We start from the raw sequence: 19,806 nt of genomic DNA, 5'->3' as shown, positions 1-19,806 counted from the left end.
ATCGCTATTTAAAGTTAATTTACTTTTATTGTATGAATAAAATTTCAAATTCTTTATCACTGATAAATCAGATTCTTTCTGTGTATATGTAAAAAAATAGGATAGAAAAATCTTATGTCTGGGCTTCAGGAAGAATATTTACAGCATCAAACAAAAATTGAGCAGCTAAAACTTTCAATTCAATATATACGCTGGTATTTAGTTAGCTTAATACTGCTATGTCTCATTTCATACGCTATTTTTTCTTATTATTTTTCATCTTCAATAACAATATTTAACTGGTCTATGGGCCTGACTATTGCATCTCTTACCTGCCTATTATTTGTTCCAAATGTTTTAACGCACTATCGTACTATTAATTTTATTAAAAAAGCTGATCTTATCTTACAAAGTATTTGTTTTATTTCAGGAGTTTTATTAGGGGCAACCGTTACGGTTATTCATTTTTATCTTCCTCAAGAGCTAGTTACCCTACCAGATACTCATATTTTAATTGCTTTGTTTATCACTTCTGCCCATATCATTGGACTGACTTTTTTAACGCAACAACCTCGATACTTTTATCTCTTATTTATTCCCAGTACATTACCCCTATTAATCGCTCAATTTACACACACCCCCATTACTCAGCTGCCTTTTTATTTCGCCTATAACATTGCTTTTGTAGCTACCATACTTTGTGCATACGCCACTCAACGTAACTATCAAAAAATTTCTCAACTATTATTCAGAAATAAACAGCTCATTCAAATTTCAGAACAACATACCCAGTGGGCTGAAGAATTATGTGTACAACTTCAACAAGAAGTGAATAAATCTAAAGATATTGAAGCCCAGCTCCAATTTAATAACCATTTACTAGAACAAAAGGTACGTGAACGTACATACGATCTCACAAAAATGAATGAGCAACTCGAAAGCCACCACTACAATTTAGCTTTTGCAAATGAAACGGCAGGCATTCGACCTTGGGACTGGGATATTGAAAATCAAAAATTAGAAATTACGTTTTTTGATCAACAAAAGCAGACACAAACGACTGTTATTCATCTAAATACTATTTTAGACCGCGTACATCCCAGTGATAAAAAACTGTTTAACGAGCGTTTAAAGCAACATCTGGAAGGAATTACAGATCATTTTAATATTAATTTCAGGATTTTACGTCGAGATGGTTCATGGCGATGGATTCATGATGTAGGTCGTGTCATTACCAGAGACCCCAAAACACAAAAAGCGCTCCGTATGGTTGGGATGACCCGAGATATACATCAAGAGAAAAAAGACCAAGAACACTTAAGACTATCAGCAATTGTGCTTGAACAAGCAGCAGAAGGCATATTCATTTTAGATGAACACCTAAACTATATTGATATTAACCCTTACTACGAAAAATTAACCGGATTTTCTAAATCAGAACTTCTAAATAAAGAATTATTTAGCATTGCGATTAATCAAAAAGAATTACAACAACAATTTCACACCTCAATTACCCAACAGCTCCTAGAGACTGGAGAATATATGGGTCAATTCGATGAAAAATTTAGTTCTGGCAAAAGCGTCTATTTGTGGTTACACATCAATGTCGTCAAAGATGAGTTCCATCAAATTACAAATTATATTGGATTTGCACGTGACCTCACTGAGCAAAAACGTCAGGAACAACACCTATCCTATTTAAAAAATTACGATAGTCTCACCCACTTACCTAATCGCCTTTACTATTACAATCAATTACATCAATATCTTGTAAATCCTTCATATAACATTAAAAATCTAGCATTGATACGAGTAAACATTGACCGTTTTCGCGCGTTTAATGAATTTTTAAATAATGATAGTGGTGATGAACTTCTTAAACAGTTCGCACAACGATTACGCCTAATTAATATTAATGCAATTTTAGTTGCCTACTTAAATAGTGACGATTTTGCGATTATTTATGAAATCTCTCCAATTCATCCAAATATTGAGCAATATTGCCAAAACATCCTGCAAGCGCTCAACGCACCTTTTTATATTGATAATCACGAATATTTTATTACAGCTTCTATCGGTGTGGCATGCTTTCCTGAGCATGGCCGACAAATTGATCATCTTAATAACCATGCAGAACAAGCACTTTCAGAAGCAAAGCGCTTAGGAGGCAATACCATTTCTTACTATTGTAATAAAGCAGAACATCCATATAAAACTGCTGATTTAGAACAAGAGTTACGTAAAGCCATTCAAAATGATGAATTTGTCATTTATTACCAACCCAAAATTAGTCTATTAGATCAATCTATTATCGGTTTTGAAGCATTAATCCGTTGGCAACATCCTGAAAAAGGATTAGTCATGCCAAATATGTTTATACCTTTTGCTGAGCGTAGTAGCCTGATTTCAGATATTGGTAAAGTCGTTTTAGATAAAGTTGGAAAACAATTACAAGAATGGAAAAACGCGGGCTACACAAACGTTCAAGTCTCTGTAAATATTGTTGCTCAGCAAATACATCGTGGCTTATTACTCAGCGATTTAGATGAGGTTTTGCAAAAATATAATATACAAGGTTCTGATCTTGAACTTGAAATTACTGAGTCGGCTTTATTAGACAATACGGATAACGTCAAAACGCTATTACATGCGATAAAACAACGAGATATTTCAATTGCTCTAGATGACTTCGGTACAGGTTACTCCTCTTTGGCGTATCTAACTGAATATCCAATTGATGTACTAAAAATTGACCGTGCTTTCATTTCTAAAATTGGTGATCACAAACAAGAAGCGATTGTAAATGCAATGATTGCAATGGGTAAAAGTATGGGCCTTAAATTGGTCGCCGAAGGTGTAGAAACAGAAGAACAAGTTACCTATTTGCAAAAACAGCAATGTGATTTTTTACAAGGCTATTTCTTTAGCCGCCCTATTCCAGCTGAGCAGATTATTCCTTATCTACAAACAGATTCGCATATTTATTAATTGTTCCAACTCTCTATTTTTACATATGCTGCTTTTTCCAAAAATGAGCGTTTTTGACTGTGAGAAATAAAGAAGTAGTGTTATATTCTTTAGCATTTAGCTCACTACAGGGCTATTGGCAATTCGTCTACTATTCTCTTAATTGGTAAAAATTAAAGCATAGTAAAAGAACTGAGTTGCCTTCTCCCTGAATGAGTGATTTGACTAGTTTGCTTTTTTGTATCAAATAGAGACTCAGATGGACGATCAATCTTTAAAACAGGCCGCTTTAAATTACCATGAATATCCAAACCCAGGGAAAATCAGCGTTACCCCAAGTAAGCAACTTGTCAACCAACGAGATTTGGCTTTAGCCTACTCACCCGGAGTTGCTGCGCCATGTTTAGAGATTGAACGTGATCCTTCAACTGCTGCTAAATATACAGCTCGCGGAAACTTGGTTGCTGTAGTAACTAACGGTACCGCTGTTCTTGGTTTAGGTAATATTGGCCCATTGGCTTCTAAACCTGTAATGGAAGGTAAAGGCGTTCTCTTCAAGAAGTTTGCTGGTGTAGATGTATTTGACATCGAAATTGCAGAAAACGATCCAGATAAAATTGTAGATATCGTTGCCTCTCTTGAGCCAACTTTCGGTGGTATCAACCTCGAAGATATTAAAGCGCCTGAATGTTTCTATATTGAAAAGAAACTTCGTGAACGCATGAAAATTCCTGTATTCCATGACGATCAACATGGTACAAGTATTATTGTAGGTTCAGCTTTGCTCAATGCATTGCAACTTGTAAATAAGAAAATTGATGAAATCAAAATCGTAGCTTCAGGTGCAGGTGCAGCAGCACTTTCATGTTTAGACTTGCTTTGTGCGCTTGGTGCTAAAAAAGAAAATATCATTGTTGCCGATTCTCGTGGTCTATTAACCACTTCACGTGAAGGCTTAGACGATTCTAAAAAACGTTATGTTCAAGATATTGCAGCATCTCAGCTTCATGAAGTAATGGCTGGCGCTGATATGTTCTTGGGTCTTTCTGCTGCTGGTATTCTCACCAAAGAAATGGTGAAACAGATGGCTGAGAACCCTATTATTTTTGCTTTGGCAAACCCAGATCCAGAAATTTTACCTGAACATGCACATGAAGTACGCTCTGACGTCATTATGGCAACTGGTCGTTCTGATTATCCAAACCAAGTAAACAACGCATTATGTTTCCCATACATTTTCCGTGGTGCACTTGATGTGGGTGCAACTACCATTAATGAAGAAATGAAGATTGCATGTGTACATGCAATTGCGCGTATGGCTCATGTTGAAGCTGATGCAGCAACATATGGTGAAAAATCTGCTTCATTTGGTCGTGACTATTTAATTCCACGCCCACTTGATCAACGTTTAATTTTAGAAATTGCACCAGCAGTTGCTAAAGCTGCAATGGACTCAGGTGTAGCAACTCGTCCTATCGAAGATTTCGCTGTATATCGTCAAAAATTGTCTGAGTTTGTATATAACTCTGCATTCTTGATGAAACCAATTTTTGCTCAAGCAAAAGCTGATCCAAAGCGTATTGCATATGCGGAAGGTGAAGACGAGCGCGTATTACGTGCAGTACAAATTGCTGTTGATGAAGATTTAGCTAAACCAATTTTAGTAGGTCGTACTGCTGTAATTGAAGCAAATATCAAAAAATTAGGCCTACGTTTACAACATGGCGTAAATATTGAGATCGTAGATCAAGAACAAAACCCAATGTATGAAGAGTTTTGGAAAGATTACTATCAAACAATGCAACGCAAAGGCATCACAGTTGAATATGCTCAACGTGAAGCTCGCCGCCGTTCAACGTTAATTGCATCTCTACTGGTTAAATTCGGTAAAGCAGACGGTATGTTATGTGGTACTTACAGTAGCTATAACATTCACCTTGACTTTGTACGCAATGTTATCGGCCTTAAAGAAGGCATGAACAATTTCTTCACGTTAAATGCATTAATGCTTGAAGATCGTAACTTGTTTATTGCAGATACCTATGTAAACACTAACCCGACTGCTGAACAACTTGCTGAAATGACTATTTTAGCAGCTGAAGAAGTACGTCGTTTTGGTATTACTCCACGCGTAGCACTTCTTTCTCATTCAAGTTTTGGTAGTGACCAAACTGATTCAAGTGCTCAAAAAATGCGTGAAGTTTATCGGATTTTATCTGAGCAAGCTCCTGAGCTTGAAGTTGAAGGTGAAATGCATGGTGATGCAGCATTAGACGAAAATATTCGTCAATTTGCATTCCCTGGTTCACGTTTTAAAGGTTCTGCAAACTTGCTCATTATGCCAAACCTAGATGCAGCAAATATTTCATTTAACTTGTTGAAAGCGACTTCTGGTAACAACGTTACTATTGGTCCAATTTTGCTTGGCGCAGCAAAACCTGTTCATATTTTGACACCGACAGCAACTACTCGTCGTCTTATCAATATGACTGCTTTAACTGTTGCGGAAATCCAACAACAAGAAAAGTAATTTAGAAAGAGCTTTTTACGAAAAGCCTGTCTAATGACTTGAGAAAACCTCTATTCTGTAGCATGATTGCTTGAAGAATAGAGGTTTTTTCATGCAAGTGTATTTAGTAGGCGGTGCCGTCCGAGATTCTCTACTTGGGCATCCCTATCAAGAAAAAGACTATGTTGTGGTCGGAGCAACACCTGAACATATGCTCGCCCAAGGTTTTCAACCTGTAGGCAAAGATTTTCCTGTGTTTCTTCATCCTGAAACGAAAGAAGAATATGCACTTGCACGTACTGAGCGAAAGTCCGGTAAGGGCTATCACGGTTTTCAGTTTTTTACTGATACCACAGTAAGTTTAGAAGAAGATTTAATTCGCCGTGATTTAACCATCAACGCCATAGCAATGGATCAAGATGGCACATTATATGACCCCTATGGTGGTCAAACTGATTTAGAAAATAAAACCTTACGACATGTTTCAGAAGCTTTTGCTGAAGATCCTTTACGTGTTTTACGTGTCGCACGCTTTGCAGCTCGATATTCTGCATATGGTTTTCATATTGCACCTGAAACCTTACAACTCATGCAAACGATGGCTGAATCAGGTGAACTTGATGCATTAACACCAGAACGTGTGTGGAAAGAAACTTCACGTGCTCTTTTAGAAGATCATGCAGATATTTATTTTCAGACATTACGCGATTGCGGTGCGTTAAAGCATCTTTTCCCTGAAATTGACGCCCTGTTTGGTGTACCACAACGCCCTGAATATCATCCTGAAGTAGACTGCGGCATACATACTCTCATGTCTTTGCAACAAGCGTGTAAGTCAAACTACTCGCTTGATGTTCGATTTGCTGTTTTAGTACATGATTTGGGTAAAGCATTAACGCCAGCTAACGAACTTCCTCGCCACATCATGCATGAAGAGCGTGGCGTGAAACCAGTTACCGAGCTATGCGAACGTTTAAAAGTTCCAACTCAAACTCGACAGTTAGCATTATCGGTATGTAAAGAGCATTTAAAATGTCATCAGATCATGTCTTTAAAACCAGGAACTGTATGGCGTTTATTACAACGTCTTGATGTATTGCGTCGTCCTGAAAGAGTGGAAGCTTTTGTACAGGCATGTGAGTGCGATGCTAGAGGAAGACTAGGTCTAGAAGATCGCCCCTATCCTCAAGCTCAATATATGTTAGATGCAATGCAAGTGGTTCGCTCTATTAAAGTTCAGGATTTACCAGAAAATATTAAGGGCGCTGAAATTGGCGAAATGTTAATTCAATATCGCATTGATGCTTTAACTGAGTTCAAACATCAACATCAGACACCGACACATTCTTAATTTAAGCTAATAAAAAAAGCCTCATTACGAGGCTTTTTCGTTTTACTGTTTAGGTAACGGTATATATTGAGATTGACTATTTTGGTTTTTTCTTTCGCCAACTGTTACTACAAAGTTTTCTTGCTTCCCAGCTCGCTCAACCACTACATTAATTTCGCTATTAGGCGCTTGTAATGCAACGTAATTAATCAAATGAGATGCCGAAGTGATTGGTTCATTATTGACCTGAACAATCTTATCTCCAACTTTTATACCTGCTGAAGCCGCTGGACCACTTTTTAATACATCAGCAACAACTACACCAATTTGCTGTTTTGGTGCCAAGACATCGTCTTGTGTAGGTGGTACTAAACTAATGCCTAACCATCCACGAACTACACGACCATCTTTCAAAATCGAGTTTAATACTTGTTGGCAAATTTTAGCTGGAATTGCGAAGCCAATACCTAAAGAGCCACCCGACTGAGAGAAAATAGCAGTGTTTACCCCAATTAAGTTACCAGCAACATCAATTAATGCACCACCTGAGTTACCTGGATTAATTGCGGCATCGGTTTGAATAAAGTCTTCATAGGTATTAATGCCCAAATCAGAGCGTTCAGTGGCAGAAATAATACCTTGAGTTACCGTTTGCCCTACACCAAATGGGTTACCAATCGCCAAGACAACATCACCCACTTCGTTACCGCTGAGCTTAAATGGCAACACAGGTAATTTATCTAAATCGATTTTAATGACTGCTAAATCTGTATCAGGATCTGTTCCAACAATCGTTGCTTCTGCACGGCGTCCATCACGCAATGCCACTACAATTTGGTCAGCCTGAGCAATCACATGATTATTGGTAAGAATATAACCATCAGCACGTACAATAACCCCAGAGCCTAAACTATTTTCATTTTGCTGTTGTTGTTCAGGAACCTGATTTCCAAAAAATTCGCGGAATACGGGATCGCTTAACAATGGATGATTTTGTTTAACTTTCTGGGTCGTAAAAATATTAACAACTGCCGGCGCTGCAACTTTTACCGCAGCACTATAAGACACCACCCCGCCCGTTCGTGAAGTATCAACCAATGGCTCAACTTTCTCAGCAGGCATTTGTACCCCATCAACTGCAACAGTTGGTTTTGGTTGATGGTATTTTTGCCATGCAATAAAACTGACAATTACAATAATAAGTAACACCCAAGGTAACCATGTAAAGGTGCGGCGCACGTTTATATCCTCTACGAAAAGAAGTTTTTAATTAAATTAATATATTGAACAAAAAGAGTTTTCAGTTAAGCATTTTAAATTAAATATGTCGATATACACAAAAAACTCAAAAAAGATTTGTCTAGCTTTAGTTACACAACAAAATATGTTTCTATAGCTTTAGCAATTTTTTACTACTCAATTCAGGAAATATCATGGCGAATTTGCATGAAATTATTCAGTGGTGCGACCAGACCTTAAAAGCAGCAGAATTTAAAGATTACGCACCAAATGGCCTGCAAATTGAAGGTTCAACTGAAGTAAAACGTATCGTTTGTGCGGTTACTGCTTCCGAAGATGCGATTGATGCAGCAATTGCTCAAAATGCGGATCTATTACTTGTACATCATGGTTATTTTTGGAAAGGCGAACCGTACCCAATTACAGGAATGCGTGGTAACCGCATTAAAAAACTCATTCAAAATAATATTTCATTAGTCGCTTATCATCTGCCGTTAGATGCGCACCCAACTTTGGGCAACAATGTAGCCATTGCAGAGAAATTAAATTTACAGAATTTAGAACCACTTGATTTAACTGAGAGACATCCGATTGGTAATATTGGATATTTAGAGCAAGCACTTTCTGTGGACGAATTTAAAGCAAAACTACAAAACAGTTTTGATTTTAAGGTGATTCATTTACCTGCTGGAAAACAAAGCATTCAAAAAGTAGGTTTCTGTACAGGCGGCGCTCAAGATTTTATTGCTAAAGCAGCTTTGCAAAATTGTGATGCCTATATTTCAGGCGAAGTCAGTGAACGAACTTTCTATGAAGCAAAAGAATTAGGTGTTCACTATTTTGCTTGTGGTCATCATGCAACTGAACGCTATGGAGTTCAGCGATTGGCACAAGCAATTTCACAGCAGTTTGCAATTGAAACCGAATATTTTGAATTGAATAATCCGATTTAATTAAGTCTTTTTTTCAATCTGTGTTATGCGTATTAATTAGATCTTTATTGTGTATAGTTCTTTAAAACGATGCCCTATTGTGAACAGAATCATTTACAATAGAGCCACTTAATATTGTATAACCCAGCAAATGCAAGGAATAGGAACATGACAACCATTACTTTACCTGCACTTCCATATGGCTATGATGATTTAGCGCCACATATCAGTAAAGAAACTTTAGAATACCATCACGATAAACACCACAATACCTATGTTGTTAACTTAAACAACTTAATCAAAGGAACTGACCTTGAAGGTAAAACTTTAGAAGAAATCATCAAAGCAACTGCTGGTGATGCATCTAAAGCTGGTATTTTCAACAACGCTGCTCAAGTTTGGAACCATACATTCTACTGGAATTCTATGAAGCCAAATGGTGGTGGTAAACCTACTGGCGCAATCGCTGCTAAAATTGAAGAAGCTTTTGGTAGCTACGAAAAATTTGCAGAAGAATTTGCTGCTGCTGCAACAACTCAATTCGGTTCAGGTTGGGCTTGGTTAGTTGCGGACGAAGTAAACGGTAAATTATCTATTACTAAAACTTCTAATGCAGACACTCCACTTGCACATGGTCAAATTGCTGTATTAACAATTGACGTATGGGAACATGCTTACTACATCGATTTCCGTAACTTACGTCCTAAATACATCGCGACTTTCTTAGAAAGCCTAGTGAACTGGGACTATGCAAATGCAAAACTTGCAGGTCAACCAGCAGGTGTAGAGAAATAATTTTATTTCTTTATAAAAAACCACCCTATTTTGGGTGGTTTTTTTATTTTTAGTACCACAAAAGCATATTAATCAAGCAAACGATTCATTTTCTTTAATATTCTTATTGACGCTTTTAGATTTCATCCATAAAATGCGCATCAGATTCTCCAATAGCTCAGTCGGTAGAGCGACGGACTGTTAATCCGCAGGTCCCTGGTTCGAGCCCAGGTTGGAGAGCCATCTACTAATCTCCCATAGCTCAGTCGGTAGAGCGACGGACTGTTAATCCGCAGGTCCCTGGTTCGAGCCCAGGTGGGAGAGCCAAGATTCTAAAAGCCCGCATCTATTGCGGGCTTTTTCTTATCCAATCATTTAATAATTTTCTATTATTTTTAATAAAATCAATGTTTCGAATATTTTTAAACCAAACGATTAGATATTCTCACTAATTCTGTTATTAAGACTTGACCCAGCCCCCTTTCCTCCCTAAAATCCTTTTCCAGATTCTCCAATAGCTCAGTCGGTAGAGCGACGGACTGTTAATCCGCAGGTCCCTGGTTCGAGCCCAGGTTGGAGAGCCAAGATTCTTAAAAACCCACTCATCATGAGTGGGTTTTTATTTGTATGATGCCTTCACATGTTCGAATCGAGTCACTTATTTTTTATTGTTTTAGGTTGCTTAAGCACCTGCATTTTTCTTGTTGTTTGTTTACGCCCTTATTTATTTCCAAAACAAAAATTCTTTGCTCGTCCTGTCATTACCAACTTTGAAACTCAGATGTTTATTCGTTTAAAACAAAGTTTTCCAAGTTATCATGTTTTAGCACAAGTGGCTTTTAGTGCTTTGATTACCAGCAATGACTATAAAATTCGTAGTCAGTTCAACCGTAAAGTAACCGACTTCGTTGTGCTTAACGACAAAATGGAAGTAATTGCTATTATTGAACTAGATGACCCTACCCATCTTGAAAAAGCAGAAGAAGACCGTATTCGTGATCAAATGCTTACAGAAGCAGGTTATATAGTAAGACGCTATACAAACATCCCAAGTGTACGTCAGCTACAAAAGGATATTCATTAAAGGCATTGCTATTATTTCTTTTCAGAACTTGCTGCTTCTTTTTCAGCTATTCTTTTTTCCATCTCTAAACGTTGCTGTTCATATTGTTTTTTAGTCTTAGCATCACTTTTTGCAGCCAAGAAAAGTATTCCAATAATTAAAAAAGGAATAAGTAAACCTAATCCCATTAATAACCAAGGAACAGATTTTTTTTCAACAGGTTGCTGGCTCATGACTACTTCAAACTCAAACGATATCAATTTTAATATGCGTAACAATATAACAAAAAGAGCCGCTATAAAGTGGCTCTTTTTTTAAAGCTAATTTTTTAAATAGATAATTAAATCTTAGAAGTTACCTGTGCAGTGAGGACTTTGGCTAGCATCTATTACTGATGGATCAAGCACGATATTTGTTTTAGCTGGCATCTTAGATTGAACAAATTGATAAATTTCAGCATTTCTACATACAATCGCTTGAGTATGAGCAGCCCCTAGAACAGGCACAAATGTCACATCAGTTCCCATTTTTTTAAGCCCCTCTTGCAAGGCAAGAGTAACAGGATATGGTACAGCCATATCAGCAGTACCTTGAACAATCATGACAGGTGAATTAATTTTTTTAGTAGCTGGCTGATTATCGTCTAAGAACTTTTTCACAGTTGGATTTTCTTGGAAATTACCAGCTAAACCAGGATAATCTAAAACTGTTTTGCCAGCATTAGTCGCAAGAAAATCACGAATGTCATCTGCAAATTTATTATGCAAATCAGTTAAACATACGCCATTTTCACCAGTAGTCCCTTCTGCGAACTCAGCTACACTCTGAGAACGTTGTTGGAAAATTTCACGATAATTAAATTTAGGCTCATAAGCAGTAATACCTACTGTGGTATATGCAGCATACGCGAGTAGCTCAGCATACACTTCTACAGCCGTACCAACAGGTGCTGTACCAGCCTGCTCTTTATCAAGAATGTCTTTAATTGCTTGCGGAGCAACTTTAGAAATAATATAACCAAGGCTAGAAGCTGGTGCCGTTGCAACCGCTCCTTTATAGTTAGTGTCGTTATTAGCAAATTCAGCTGTTCCTAATGAAGCATGGCCTCCTTGAGACTGCCCAATTGACATCCATGAACTATTTAACTGACTACCGTAATGATCCTTAGCAGCTTTAACCGCTGCAATTGCAGATTTAGCCTCACTTCCTAAATTAAGGTATGGATGCATGCCTCGCGTACCCAAACCTTCATAATCTGGAGCAATTACAACATAGCCAGCTGCCAATAATGTATCCGCTAGAATTTTAAAGCGTGGATTAATCGTAGTATTGCTTGGCGCACAACTATCCCCTACACCTACAGTGCCGTGCTCCCATACCACTACGCGATAACCGTCTTTAGGCTGAGTCACTTTAGGGAACATTACCAAAGCAGTTGCTTCAGCTGTTTTTCCTTGTACATTGACCATGTTATAAGTCATAACTTTTATAGATGAAGCACCGCTTAAGCTATCTTTAGAATAGGCTTTTTCAGACACATAAGTTTTATCGGGATTTACACCAATATAATCATCATCATTGTCATTACATGCTGCAAGAAATAATGTTGAAACCGATAATGTTATAGCTAAAGCAATTTTTGACCGTTTCATAGAATATCCTTTTTTATGTATTATTTATTCCGCATATTTTTTTATGCACGAATATTAAGACATAAAAAAAGTGCTCTGCATAGAACACTTTTCAACCTTGCGGTCATTTTTACTATATGAAATTTAAAAATATTCCTAGAAAAATGATTAATCCAACCCAGCGATTGTGACGGAATGCCCAAAAACATACTTGAGGGTTGCGGTCTTTGGTTTTAATTGTTTGATATATAAAATCGAATGCAACAACAATTAAAGCAATGATCGCCCATGGAAATAAGATATTTTCTAAATACAGTGCAGCCCCAATCAAAACAAGGCTAGTTGCCTGTAAGAGTGCAATAATCTGGATGTCATACCGACCAAAAAGAATAGCAGTAGATTTGACGCCAATCTTTAAATCATATTCACGGTCTGTAATTGCATATTGAGTGTCATAAGCCACTGTCCAAGCCAAATTACCAAAATAAAGTAGCCAACATGTTATATCTAAAGGCTTACCCATTGCTGTAAATGACATTGGAATACCCCAAGAAAATGCCATACCTAAAACTACTTGCGGCAAATGGGTATAACGTTTCATGAAAGGATATACAAACGCTAAAACTAAACCTCCTAATGCACAGTAGAAGGTCGCTATAGGTAAAAAGAACAGTGTACAAGCACTGGCAAATACTAGTGCTAAAAATACATACACCGCTTCTTTTGGACTAATTACCCCTGTTGCTAAAGGACGTGTTTTTGTCCGCTCAACATGGGCATCTACTTTACGGTCTGCAAAATCATTAATTGCGCAACCCGCAGCACGCATAAAAATTGTACCTAATACCATCGCCAAAAGAATATGTAGAGGCGGCATTCCCTCTGCTGCAATCCAAAGCGCCCACATGGTTGGCCAAAAAACCAGTTCAGTACCAATTGGCTTATCAAATCGACATAGATAATAATAAGCTTCTAATCGCTGACGCCATGTTGTGCTTGTTGCAGTCGTCATAGTAATTCCTTGTCGTGCTGCTGATTTAAAAAAGCTTCAAAAGCCGGTAAGAATGTTTCTTGAACAATAAATTTACACCCATGCCAAGTATAGCAACTTTGTCTTGTCCAACCTTCTGGCAAACGAATGACACGGCGGTCACAAAGTGGTGTTGTTCTTTGAAATAGAAAAAAGCCAATGGGCTTAGAACCAATGTGCTGAAATATACGGGCTTTTTTTTGTAAACTTTGAATTGGAAAAATACTTTTTGCTTTAACCCATGGTTCTGCTTCACAGCCATATAAATAGGTTTCCCTTACCCACGAAGTGTGAGCATGAGACATCTTCATCCACTGACTATCTGCAAAAGTTAAACGCTGAAAATGTTCTTGAAAAGGCTTTACACTAAACTGGCCACCGCCAAGTTCAGTCAATTGTTGGGTCAGTGAACCAGACGCATACAACCATGTTTTCAATTCAGGATTTAAAGTCTTTTCCTGTTTAAGTACTGGTTGTCGTTTACGCATAATCTGCTCACATGAAAACTCGCACCTAGTTTACCCCAATTTTTTGATAAAAAACGTAGAGAATTCAATCAACATTCCAAGCAATAAAAAAGCCTGCATAAGCAGGCTTTTTTATGAAAATATGTATTACAAGCTGTAGTACATATCGAATTCAACTGGGTGAGTAGTCGTGTTAAGACGACGTACATCTTCAGTTTTAAGTTCGATGTATGCATCAAGCATTTCTTTAGTGAACACGCCGCCTTTTAACAAGAATTCGTGATCTGCTTGAAGTGCTTCAAGAGCCATATCTAAGCTATGAGCAACTGTTGGGATTTTTGCTTCTTCTTCTGGAGGAAGATCGTACAAGTTCTTATCAGCAGCTTCGCCCGGATGGATCTTGTTTTGAATACCGTCGATACCAGCCATTAACAATGCAGCGAAACCTAAGTACGGGTTCATCATTGGGTCTGGGAAACGAGCTTCGATACGCTTACCTTTAGGGCTAGAAACGTATGGAATACGGATAGACGCAGAACGGTTACGTGCTGAGTAAGCAAGCATGATTGGCGCTTCGAAGTGAGGAACCAAACGCTTGTATGAGTTTGTAGATGGGTTTGTGATTGCGTTCAATGCACGAGCATGCTTGATAACACCACCGATGAAGTATAATGCCATTTCTGAAAGGCCTGCATATTCATCACCAGCAAACAAGTTCTTGCCATCTTTAGAGATAGACATGTGAACGTGCATACCAGAACCGTTATCACCTACCATTGGTTTAGGCATAAAGGTTGCAGTTTTTGCATATTGGTGAGCAACGTTCCAAACAGCATATTTGAACTGTTGAACTTCGTCAGCTTTACGTACAAGTGTATTGAAGCTCACACCAATTTCTAACTGGCAAGAAGCAACTTCGTGGTGATGTACTTCTACACGACCTGGGCCCATGATGTCTTCGATTTTTGCACACATTTCTGCACGCATATCTTGTGAAGAATCAACTGGAGGAACTGGGAAGTAACCGCCTTTAACACGTGGACGGTGACCAGAGTTACCAGACTCGTAATCTTTACCAGTAGACCAAGCAGCTTCTTCAGCGATTAATGTATGACGAGCGCCAGACATATCGATGTCCCACTTCACTTCGTCAAATACAAAGAATTCTGGTTCTGGACCAAAGAATGCAGTATCACCGATACCTGTAGATTTTAAGTATTCTTCTGCACGGCGAGCAATCGAACGTGGGTCACGCTCATAACCTTGACCAGTTGAAGGTTCAATAACGTCACAAGTCACAACTACAGTTGGTTCAGCAAAGAACGGGTCGATGAAACCAGTTTCTGCATCTGGACGTAAAATCATGTCAGATGCTTCAATGCCTTTCCAACCAGCGATTGAAGAACCATCAAACATTTTACCGTCTTCAAAAGTATCTTCATCAATAGAATCAGCTGGGTAAGTTACGTGCTGTTCTTTACCCTTAGTATCAGTAAAGCGAAAATCGACCCATTTTGCGCCACTTTCTTGTATGAGTTGAAGGACCTTGTTCGCCATGCTCATTTTGCTCCAATGAAATTTTGTTGCACTTGTTAAGTGCGTGTTAATTGCTGGTATTTATATAGCAATTCTCATACCAACTTTATAAGACTTACCTAAAACATTGAATTGCTTATAACTATCCATGATTTAGGCCCCTTGTCTTGAACCCATTATACTGTTTGCATAGTTAAATGCACCATATTCAGACATTTTCAAATTATGGCATACAAGAATAGCTCGCAATCGCCCTAATTTAGTGCAAAATTGTTGCGCCAATATGAATCACCGCATCAATATCTAACAGTCATTCATGATCATAATACTTTCTCATATAGAAAGCTGACTTTCTTATTACAAAGAATGAAAATAATAAAAGATGACTTATAAAATTTTAACCTTTAGCAGCCCCCTTCTATATCTATCCATGCCTTTGCCAAAAGCTCTAACGCAAATATCACTTCAAAGAATAGTTCTCAAAAACTTAAAAACGTCAGCGATCGAATCATCCCCTTACCTCAATAAATACTAAAGTTTTATAAAATTAGTTTTCTTTCGCTTATCAACTTCTCTGCGGTGAAGTAAGTTTTGATCAGCTTTGGTGCAGTAAGAAATTAAAGGGATTTTTTACCATTTGTTATATACCTTTTTTATACATGACAAACTTGCTTTTAAAATTAAAAAAATCTAAAAAATAAAACATAACTTTTTTTTATAACTAAACAAACTAAAAGTTTTGTTTTTTAAACTACAAATATGCTCAAAGGATTTGAAATGAAGCATGAACTCGAACAATATGACAAAGCTTTTTTCGGCCATCCCAAACCATTAAAAACTTTATTTTTTACAGAGCTTTGGGAAAGATTTTCTTATTATGGAATTCGGCCTTTACTCGTTCTTTATATGATTGCAATGGTCAATGATGGTGGTTTAGGTCTTGACCGCCCAACCGCAGCAGCAATTGTTGGGTTATTTGCAGGCTCCATGTATTTAATGACCGTTTTTGGTGGTTGGATTGCCGATAACTGGTTAGGTCAGGCCCGGTCTGTTTGGTATGGTTCTATTATTATTGCGCTAGGTCATTTATCAATTGCCCTCACTACCATTTTTGATCAATTCTTTTTTTATTTTGGTTTAGTTCTTATTGTTCTTGGATCAGGTTTATTTAAAACCTGTATTTCAGTGATTGTCGGAACATTATACAAAGCGCAAGATAGTAGACGAGATGCCGGTTTCTCCATTTTTTATATGGGGATTAATATGGGATCGTTTATTGCCCCGCTTATTACAGGTATATTGGCTCGCGATCATGGCTGGCATCTAGGTTTTGGGATTGGCGGCCTTGGAATGTTGATTGCATTACTCATCTTCCGTGCATTGGCCATTCCTCAGCTACAAACTTTTAATCAATTGCGTGAAGAAACTGATAACTGCAATAGACCTGTGGTAGAAAATAAAAATGCGCCCAAAATTGCTTTCTCATTTTTATTAAGTGTCGCAGTCGTTATCGCTCTTACTTTCTTTGGCGTTATTCATATCAATCCAGTCGCGGTAGCAACTTATTTAACAGTTGCACTAGGCATTGGGATTATTACTTATTTTGCTTATTTATTATTTTTCTTAAACTTAGAGCAGCATGATAAATTCAAAATTATTATTTGTTTCGTTTTATTAGCAGCATCTGCCCTATTCTGGTCGGCGTTCGAACAAAAGCCCACAACTTTTACTTTATTTGCTCAAGATTATACAGACCGTATTGTTTTCGGATTTGAGATCCCGACGGTATGGTTTGAATCAATCAATGCCCTATTTATTATTGTTTTTGCTCCAGTTGCAGCTTGGCTATGGGTGAAGCTAAGTAAGGTAAATAAAGACCCAAGCTATATCAGCAAATTTATTATTGCATTGTTATTCGCAGCAGGTGGCTTTTTGCTCATGTCTCTTGCCAGTCATTTTGCCATTAATGGCGGGGCAGTTTCACCATTTTGGTTAGTTGGTACTTTATTTCTTCTTACCCTAGGCGAACTTTGTCTAAGCCCAATTGGCTTATCAACCATGACTAAACTTGCACCTGATGTCATACGTGGTCAAATTATGGGTCTATGGTTCACAGGTTCAGCTTTAGGTAATCTTATCGCTGGTTTAATTGGCGGGCACGTATCGGCAGATGGTATTAATCATTTACCTTCCCTCTTTATGCGATGTGTTTTAGCGTTAGTGATTGGCGCAATCGTGTTATTTTTATTAAAGAAACCTATCAATAGATTAATGAACAAAAGTACCAGTAAAGTTCAACCTGAGTTGGAAATTATATGAGCGTTTTAACTGTTCCAGAAAAACTTGAGAAACTTCGTGAACTCATGCGCAATCAGCATGTTGATGCTTTGATTGTGATGAGTGCCGATCCACATATGTCAGAATATTTACCAGACTACTGGAAAGCAAGGCAGTGGTTAAGCGGTTTTAGTGGTTCGGTTGGTACACTCGTCGTGACCCAAAACTTTGCGGGCCTCTGGGCAGATGGTCGCTATTGGGTACAAGCCGAGCAACAACTTATTGGAACTGGCTTTGATCTTCAAAAATTAACAAGTGATGAATCTTCAACACATCTCGCTTGGATTGAAAAAAATCTACAACCAGAATCAGTTATTGCGGTAAATGGGCATACTTTATCAATTCAGCAATTTAAGGCACTCGAACATACTGCACGAATTAATAATTATAAACTCGAAACACAGCAAGATTTAGTTGGAGAGATTTGGTTAAATCGCCCAGAACTTCCATCAAAGAAAATTCATCTCATGCCTGAAGGGTTAAATGCCCTATCTCGTAAAGAGAAAATTCAGGCTATTCGTGAGACATTAGCTAGCAAGAATATTGCGGGTCATTTCATTTCATCTTTAGACGATATTGCATGGGTCTTAAATGCGCGTGGGCAAGATGTAGAATATAACCCTGTGTTCCTTTCACATTTATATATCAGTGCAAAACAAACTATTCTTTTTATTGATGCTGAAAAAGTTGATGTAAGCATTCAGCAAGCTTTAGCAGCCGATGGTATTGAAATTCGTAACTACCAAGATACAGCTAAGTTTTTAGCGAATATTTCTGATGCCTCTGTACTTTTAGATCCAGCCAAAGTATCGATTTATCATGAACAAGCCATCGCAAAAGATATTCAGGTTGTATACGACATCAACCCGAGTACGCTTTTTAAATCGCGTAAACATGAAAGTGAAATAGCTCATATCCGTCATGCAATGGTTAAAGATGGTGTTGCCCTTTGCCACTTTTTCCACTGGCTAGAAAAAGCACTTCATCATCGTGAAAACATTTCAGAACTAACCATTGATGAAAAGATTACAGCTTTCCGTGCTCAGCAAGATGGATTTATAGGACCAAGTTTTTCAACTATTGCTGGCTTTAATGCCAATGGTGCTCTCCCCCACTACCGTGCAACTGAGGAGCACTATTCATTTATTGAAGGCGATGGATTATTGCTTATTGACTCAGGTGGGCAATATGTAAATGGAACAACAGATATTACTCGTGTAGTTCCAGTAGGCACGCCAACAGGGCAACAAAAACGTGACTATACCTTGGTTTTAAAGTGTCATATTGCTTTGGCAAAAACGATTTATCCAGAAGGTTTAGCTGCACCGCTACTCGATTCAATTTGCCGCCATACCTTATGGCAACATGGTTTAGATTATCGCCATGGAACAGGACACGGCGTAGGCTTTGCGCTTAACGTACATGAAGGGCCACAAGTACTTTCTTATTACGCGCCAGTTCATGCTTACAGCAAACTACGCGCGGGAATGATTCTTTCCAATGAACCGGGCTTATACCATGAGGGACAATACGGTATTCGCATTGAAAATCTGGTGGTAAACCGTCTTCACTCTGGGTTTGAAAAAACTTATGGGGAATTTTTGGAGTTTGAAACGCTGACCCTTTGCCCGATTCATTTAGACTGTATCGTAGTTGATATGCTAACTAATGAAGAGAAAGACTGGCTAAATCATTACCATCAAACAGTCCAAGAAAGACTCGCTGAACATTTGTCTGGAGAAGTTTTAGACTGGCTGATTTACAACACTAGAGCGATTTAATCTTCTTTTTTAACTCAGGCAGAATAATTTTCTATTTCCAATGAAAAGCTTATTCTGCCCGAGTTGTAGTTATCTATTATTTCAAAAAGTCTCACTTCTCAAAGTCGTTTTTTCTGCAAATTTCTAACGAATGAAATAGTTAAACTGGTTACTTCTTTTTTTGTTATATTAGCCGCTTAGAAAGCGGCTTTTTATTTGATCAAATAAAGGTACTTTTTAAAAAGTGAGCAA

General features: G+C 37.8%; 14 protein-coding genes and 3 tRNA genes. 11 read left to right on the top strand and 6 right to left on the bottom strand.

The window, feature by feature from the left end:
* Window positions 1–114: 114 nt before the first annotated feature.
* From ACS604_RS04780 to ACS604_RS04770, 3 genes are all read left to right on the top strand, one after another.
* Window positions 115–2,967, top strand: a complete 2,853-nt coding sequence (locus tag ACS604_RS04780) for a putative bifunctional diguanylate cyclase/phosphodiesterase (protein ID WP_474770434.1) — start codon at window positions 115–117, stop codon at window positions 2,965–2,967.
* A 238-nt stretch (window positions 2,968–3,205) separates the two neighbouring features.
* Window positions 3,206–5,476 carry an NADP-dependent malic enzyme gene (locus ACS604_RS04775; protein ID WP_474770433.1) on the top strand — a complete coding sequence of 757 codons (2,271 nt, stop codon included), beginning with the start codon at window positions 3,206–3,208 and terminating at the stop codon, window positions 5,474–5,476.
* A gap of 91 nt (window positions 5,477–5,567) precedes the next feature.
* Window positions 5,568–6,806: a multifunctional CCA addition/repair protein gene (locus tag ACS604_RS04770; RefSeq protein ID WP_151963247.1), complete on the top strand. Its 1,239-nt coding sequence runs from the start codon at window positions 5,568–5,570 to the stop codon at window positions 6,804–6,806.
* 42 nt (window positions 6,807–6,848) lie between these two features.
* Here the strand turns inward: ACS604_RS04770 and ACS604_RS04765 are convergent, their stop codons facing one another.
* Window positions 6,849–8,024, bottom strand: coding sequence for a S1C family serine protease (locus ACS604_RS04765; protein ID WP_474770430.1), 1,176 nt, complete (start codon window positions 8,022–8,024; stop codon window positions 6,849–6,851).
* Window positions 8,025–8,218: 194 nt separating this feature from the next.
* Between ACS604_RS04765 and ACS604_RS04760 the strand changes: the two genes are divergently transcribed.
* The 6 genes from ACS604_RS04760 (at window position 8,219) to ACS604_RS04735 (ending at window position 10,814) form a co-directional block, all read left to right on the top strand.
* On the top strand, window positions 8,219–8,977 hold the full coding sequence (locus ACS604_RS04760; protein ID WP_174728093.1) for a Nif3-like dinuclear metal center hexameric protein: 759 nt from the start codon (window positions 8,219–8,221) through the stop codon (window positions 8,975–8,977).
* A gap of 147 nt (window positions 8,978–9,124) precedes the next feature.
* Entirely contained in the window at window positions 9,125–9,751 is a 627-nt protein-coding gene (locus ACS604_RS04755) for a superoxide dismutase (protein WP_003650584.1), read from the top strand.
* 146 nt (window positions 9,752–9,897) lie between these two features.
* Window positions 9,898–9,973 (top strand) — tRNA-Asn (locus ACS604_RS04750).
* An 8-nt stretch (window positions 9,974–9,981) separates the two neighbouring features.
* A tRNA-Asn gene (locus ACS604_RS04745) sits at window positions 9,982–10,057 on the top strand.
* Window positions 10,058–10,238: 181 nt separating this feature from the next.
* A tRNA-Asn gene (locus ACS604_RS04740) sits at window positions 10,239–10,314 on the top strand.
* A 56-nt stretch (window positions 10,315–10,370) separates the two neighbouring features.
* Window positions 10,371–10,814 carry a DUF2726 domain-containing protein gene (locus tag ACS604_RS04735; RefSeq protein ID WP_107882727.1) on the top strand — a complete coding sequence of 148 codons (444 nt, stop codon included), beginning with the start codon at window positions 10,371–10,373 and terminating at the stop codon, window positions 10,812–10,814.
* 11 nt (window positions 10,815–10,825) lie between these two features.
* Here ACS604_RS04735 and ACS604_RS04730 read toward each other — a convergent pair whose 3' ends face one another.
* The 5 genes from ACS604_RS04730 to glnA form a co-directional block, all read right to left on the bottom strand.
* Window positions 10,826–11,026 (bottom strand): hypothetical protein, encoded by a 201-nt coding sequence (locus tag ACS604_RS04730; protein ID WP_151766924.1) that lies wholly within the window; start codon window positions 11,024–11,026, stop codon window positions 10,826–10,828.
* A 114-nt stretch (window positions 11,027–11,140) separates the two neighbouring features.
* A complete protein-coding gene (locus tag ACS604_RS04725; RefSeq protein WP_474770427.1) occupies window positions 11,141–12,445 on the bottom strand; it encodes an alpha/beta hydrolase family protein in 1,305 nt (434 codons plus the stop codon).
* Window positions 12,446–12,557: 112 nt separating this feature from the next.
* Window positions 12,558–13,436: a 4-hydroxybenzoate octaprenyltransferase gene (gene ubiA / locus ACS604_RS04720; protein WP_416661961.1), complete on the bottom strand. Its 879-nt coding sequence runs from the start codon at window positions 13,434–13,436 to the stop codon at window positions 12,558–12,560.
* Window positions 13,433–13,942, bottom strand: coding sequence for a chorismate--pyruvate lyase family protein (locus ACS604_RS04715; protein WP_004790961.1), 510 nt, complete (start codon window positions 13,940–13,942; stop codon window positions 13,433–13,435). Before ACS604_RS04715 ends, ubiA begins: the two co-directional genes overlap by 4 nt.
* A gap of 126 nt (window positions 13,943–14,068) precedes the next feature.
* A complete protein-coding gene (glnA, locus tag ACS604_RS04710; protein WP_171056845.1) occupies window positions 14,069–15,484 on the bottom strand; it encodes a type I glutamate--ammonia ligase in 1,416 nt (471 codons plus the stop codon).
* A gap of 732 nt (window positions 15,485–16,216) precedes the next feature.
* Between glnA and ACS604_RS04705 the strand changes: the two genes are divergently transcribed.
* Together ACS604_RS04705 and ACS604_RS04700 are read left to right on the top strand one after the other, a co-directional pair.
* Window positions 16,217–17,776 (top strand): peptide MFS transporter, encoded by a 1,560-nt coding sequence (locus ACS604_RS04705; protein WP_474770423.1) that lies wholly within the window; start codon window positions 16,217–16,219, stop codon window positions 17,774–17,776.
* Window positions 17,773–19,575, top strand: a complete 1,803-nt coding sequence (locus ACS604_RS04700; RefSeq protein ID WP_474770421.1) for an aminopeptidase P family protein — start codon at window positions 17,773–17,775, stop codon at window positions 19,573–19,575. The genes ACS604_RS04705 and ACS604_RS04700 overlap by 4 nt, the downstream gene beginning before the upstream one ends.
* Window positions 19,576–19,806 lie beyond the last annotated feature (231 nt).

Source organism: Acinetobacter sp. Li1LvA2 (assembly GCF_056156705.1).
Note: the sequence above shows the minus strand (reverse complement) of the source record. Positions and strands in the feature narration are given on the sequence as shown.

Bases quoted from the DNA above. Each gene is read 5' to 3' on its own strand.
- ACS604_RS04780 (WP_474770434.1), top strand. From the start codon at position 115: ATGTCTGGGCTTCAGGAAGAATATTTACAGCATCAAACAAAAATTGAG.
- ACS604_RS04775 (WP_474770433.1), top strand. From the start codon at position 3,206: ATGGACGATCAATCTTTAAAACAGGCCGCTTTAAATTACCATGAATAT.
- ACS604_RS04770 (WP_151963247.1), top strand. From the start codon at position 5,568: ATGCAAGTGTATTTAGTAGGCGGTGCCGTCCGAGATTCTCTACTTGGG.
- ACS604_RS04760 (WP_174728093.1), top strand. From the start codon at position 8,219: ATGGCGAATTTGCATGAAATTATTCAGTGGTGCGACCAGACCTTAAAA.
- ACS604_RS04755 (WP_003650584.1), top strand. From the start codon at position 9,125: ATGACAACCATTACTTTACCTGCACTTCCATATGGCTATGATGATTTA.
- ACS604_RS04735 (WP_107882727.1), top strand. From the start codon at position 10,371: ATGTTCGAATCGAGTCACTTATTTTTTATTGTTTTAGGTTGCTTAAGC.
- ACS604_RS04730 (WP_151766924.1), bottom strand. From the start codon at position 11,026: ATGAGCCAGCAACCTGTTGAAAAAAAATCTGTTCCTTGGTTATTAATG.
- ACS604_RS04725 (WP_474770427.1), bottom strand. From the start codon at position 12,445: ATGAAACGGTCAAAAATTGCTTTAGCTATAACATTATCGGTTTCAACA.
- ubiA (WP_416661961.1), bottom strand. From the start codon at position 13,436: ATGACGACTGCAACAAGCACAACATGGCGTCAGCGATTAGAAGCTTAT.
- ACS604_RS04715 (WP_004790961.1), bottom strand. From the start codon at position 13,942: ATGCGTAAACGACAACCAGTACTTAAACAGGAAAAGACTTTAAATCCT.
- glnA (WP_171056845.1), bottom strand. From the start codon at position 15,484: ATGAGCATGGCGAACAAGGTCCTTCAACTCATACAAGAAAGTGGCGCA.
- ACS604_RS04705 (WP_474770423.1), top strand. From the start codon at position 16,217: ATGCTCAAAGGATTTGAAATGAAGCATGAACTCGAACAATATGACAAA.
- ACS604_RS04700 (WP_474770421.1), top strand. From the start codon at position 17,773: ATGAGCGTTTTAACTGTTCCAGAAAAACTTGAGAAACTTCGTGAACTC.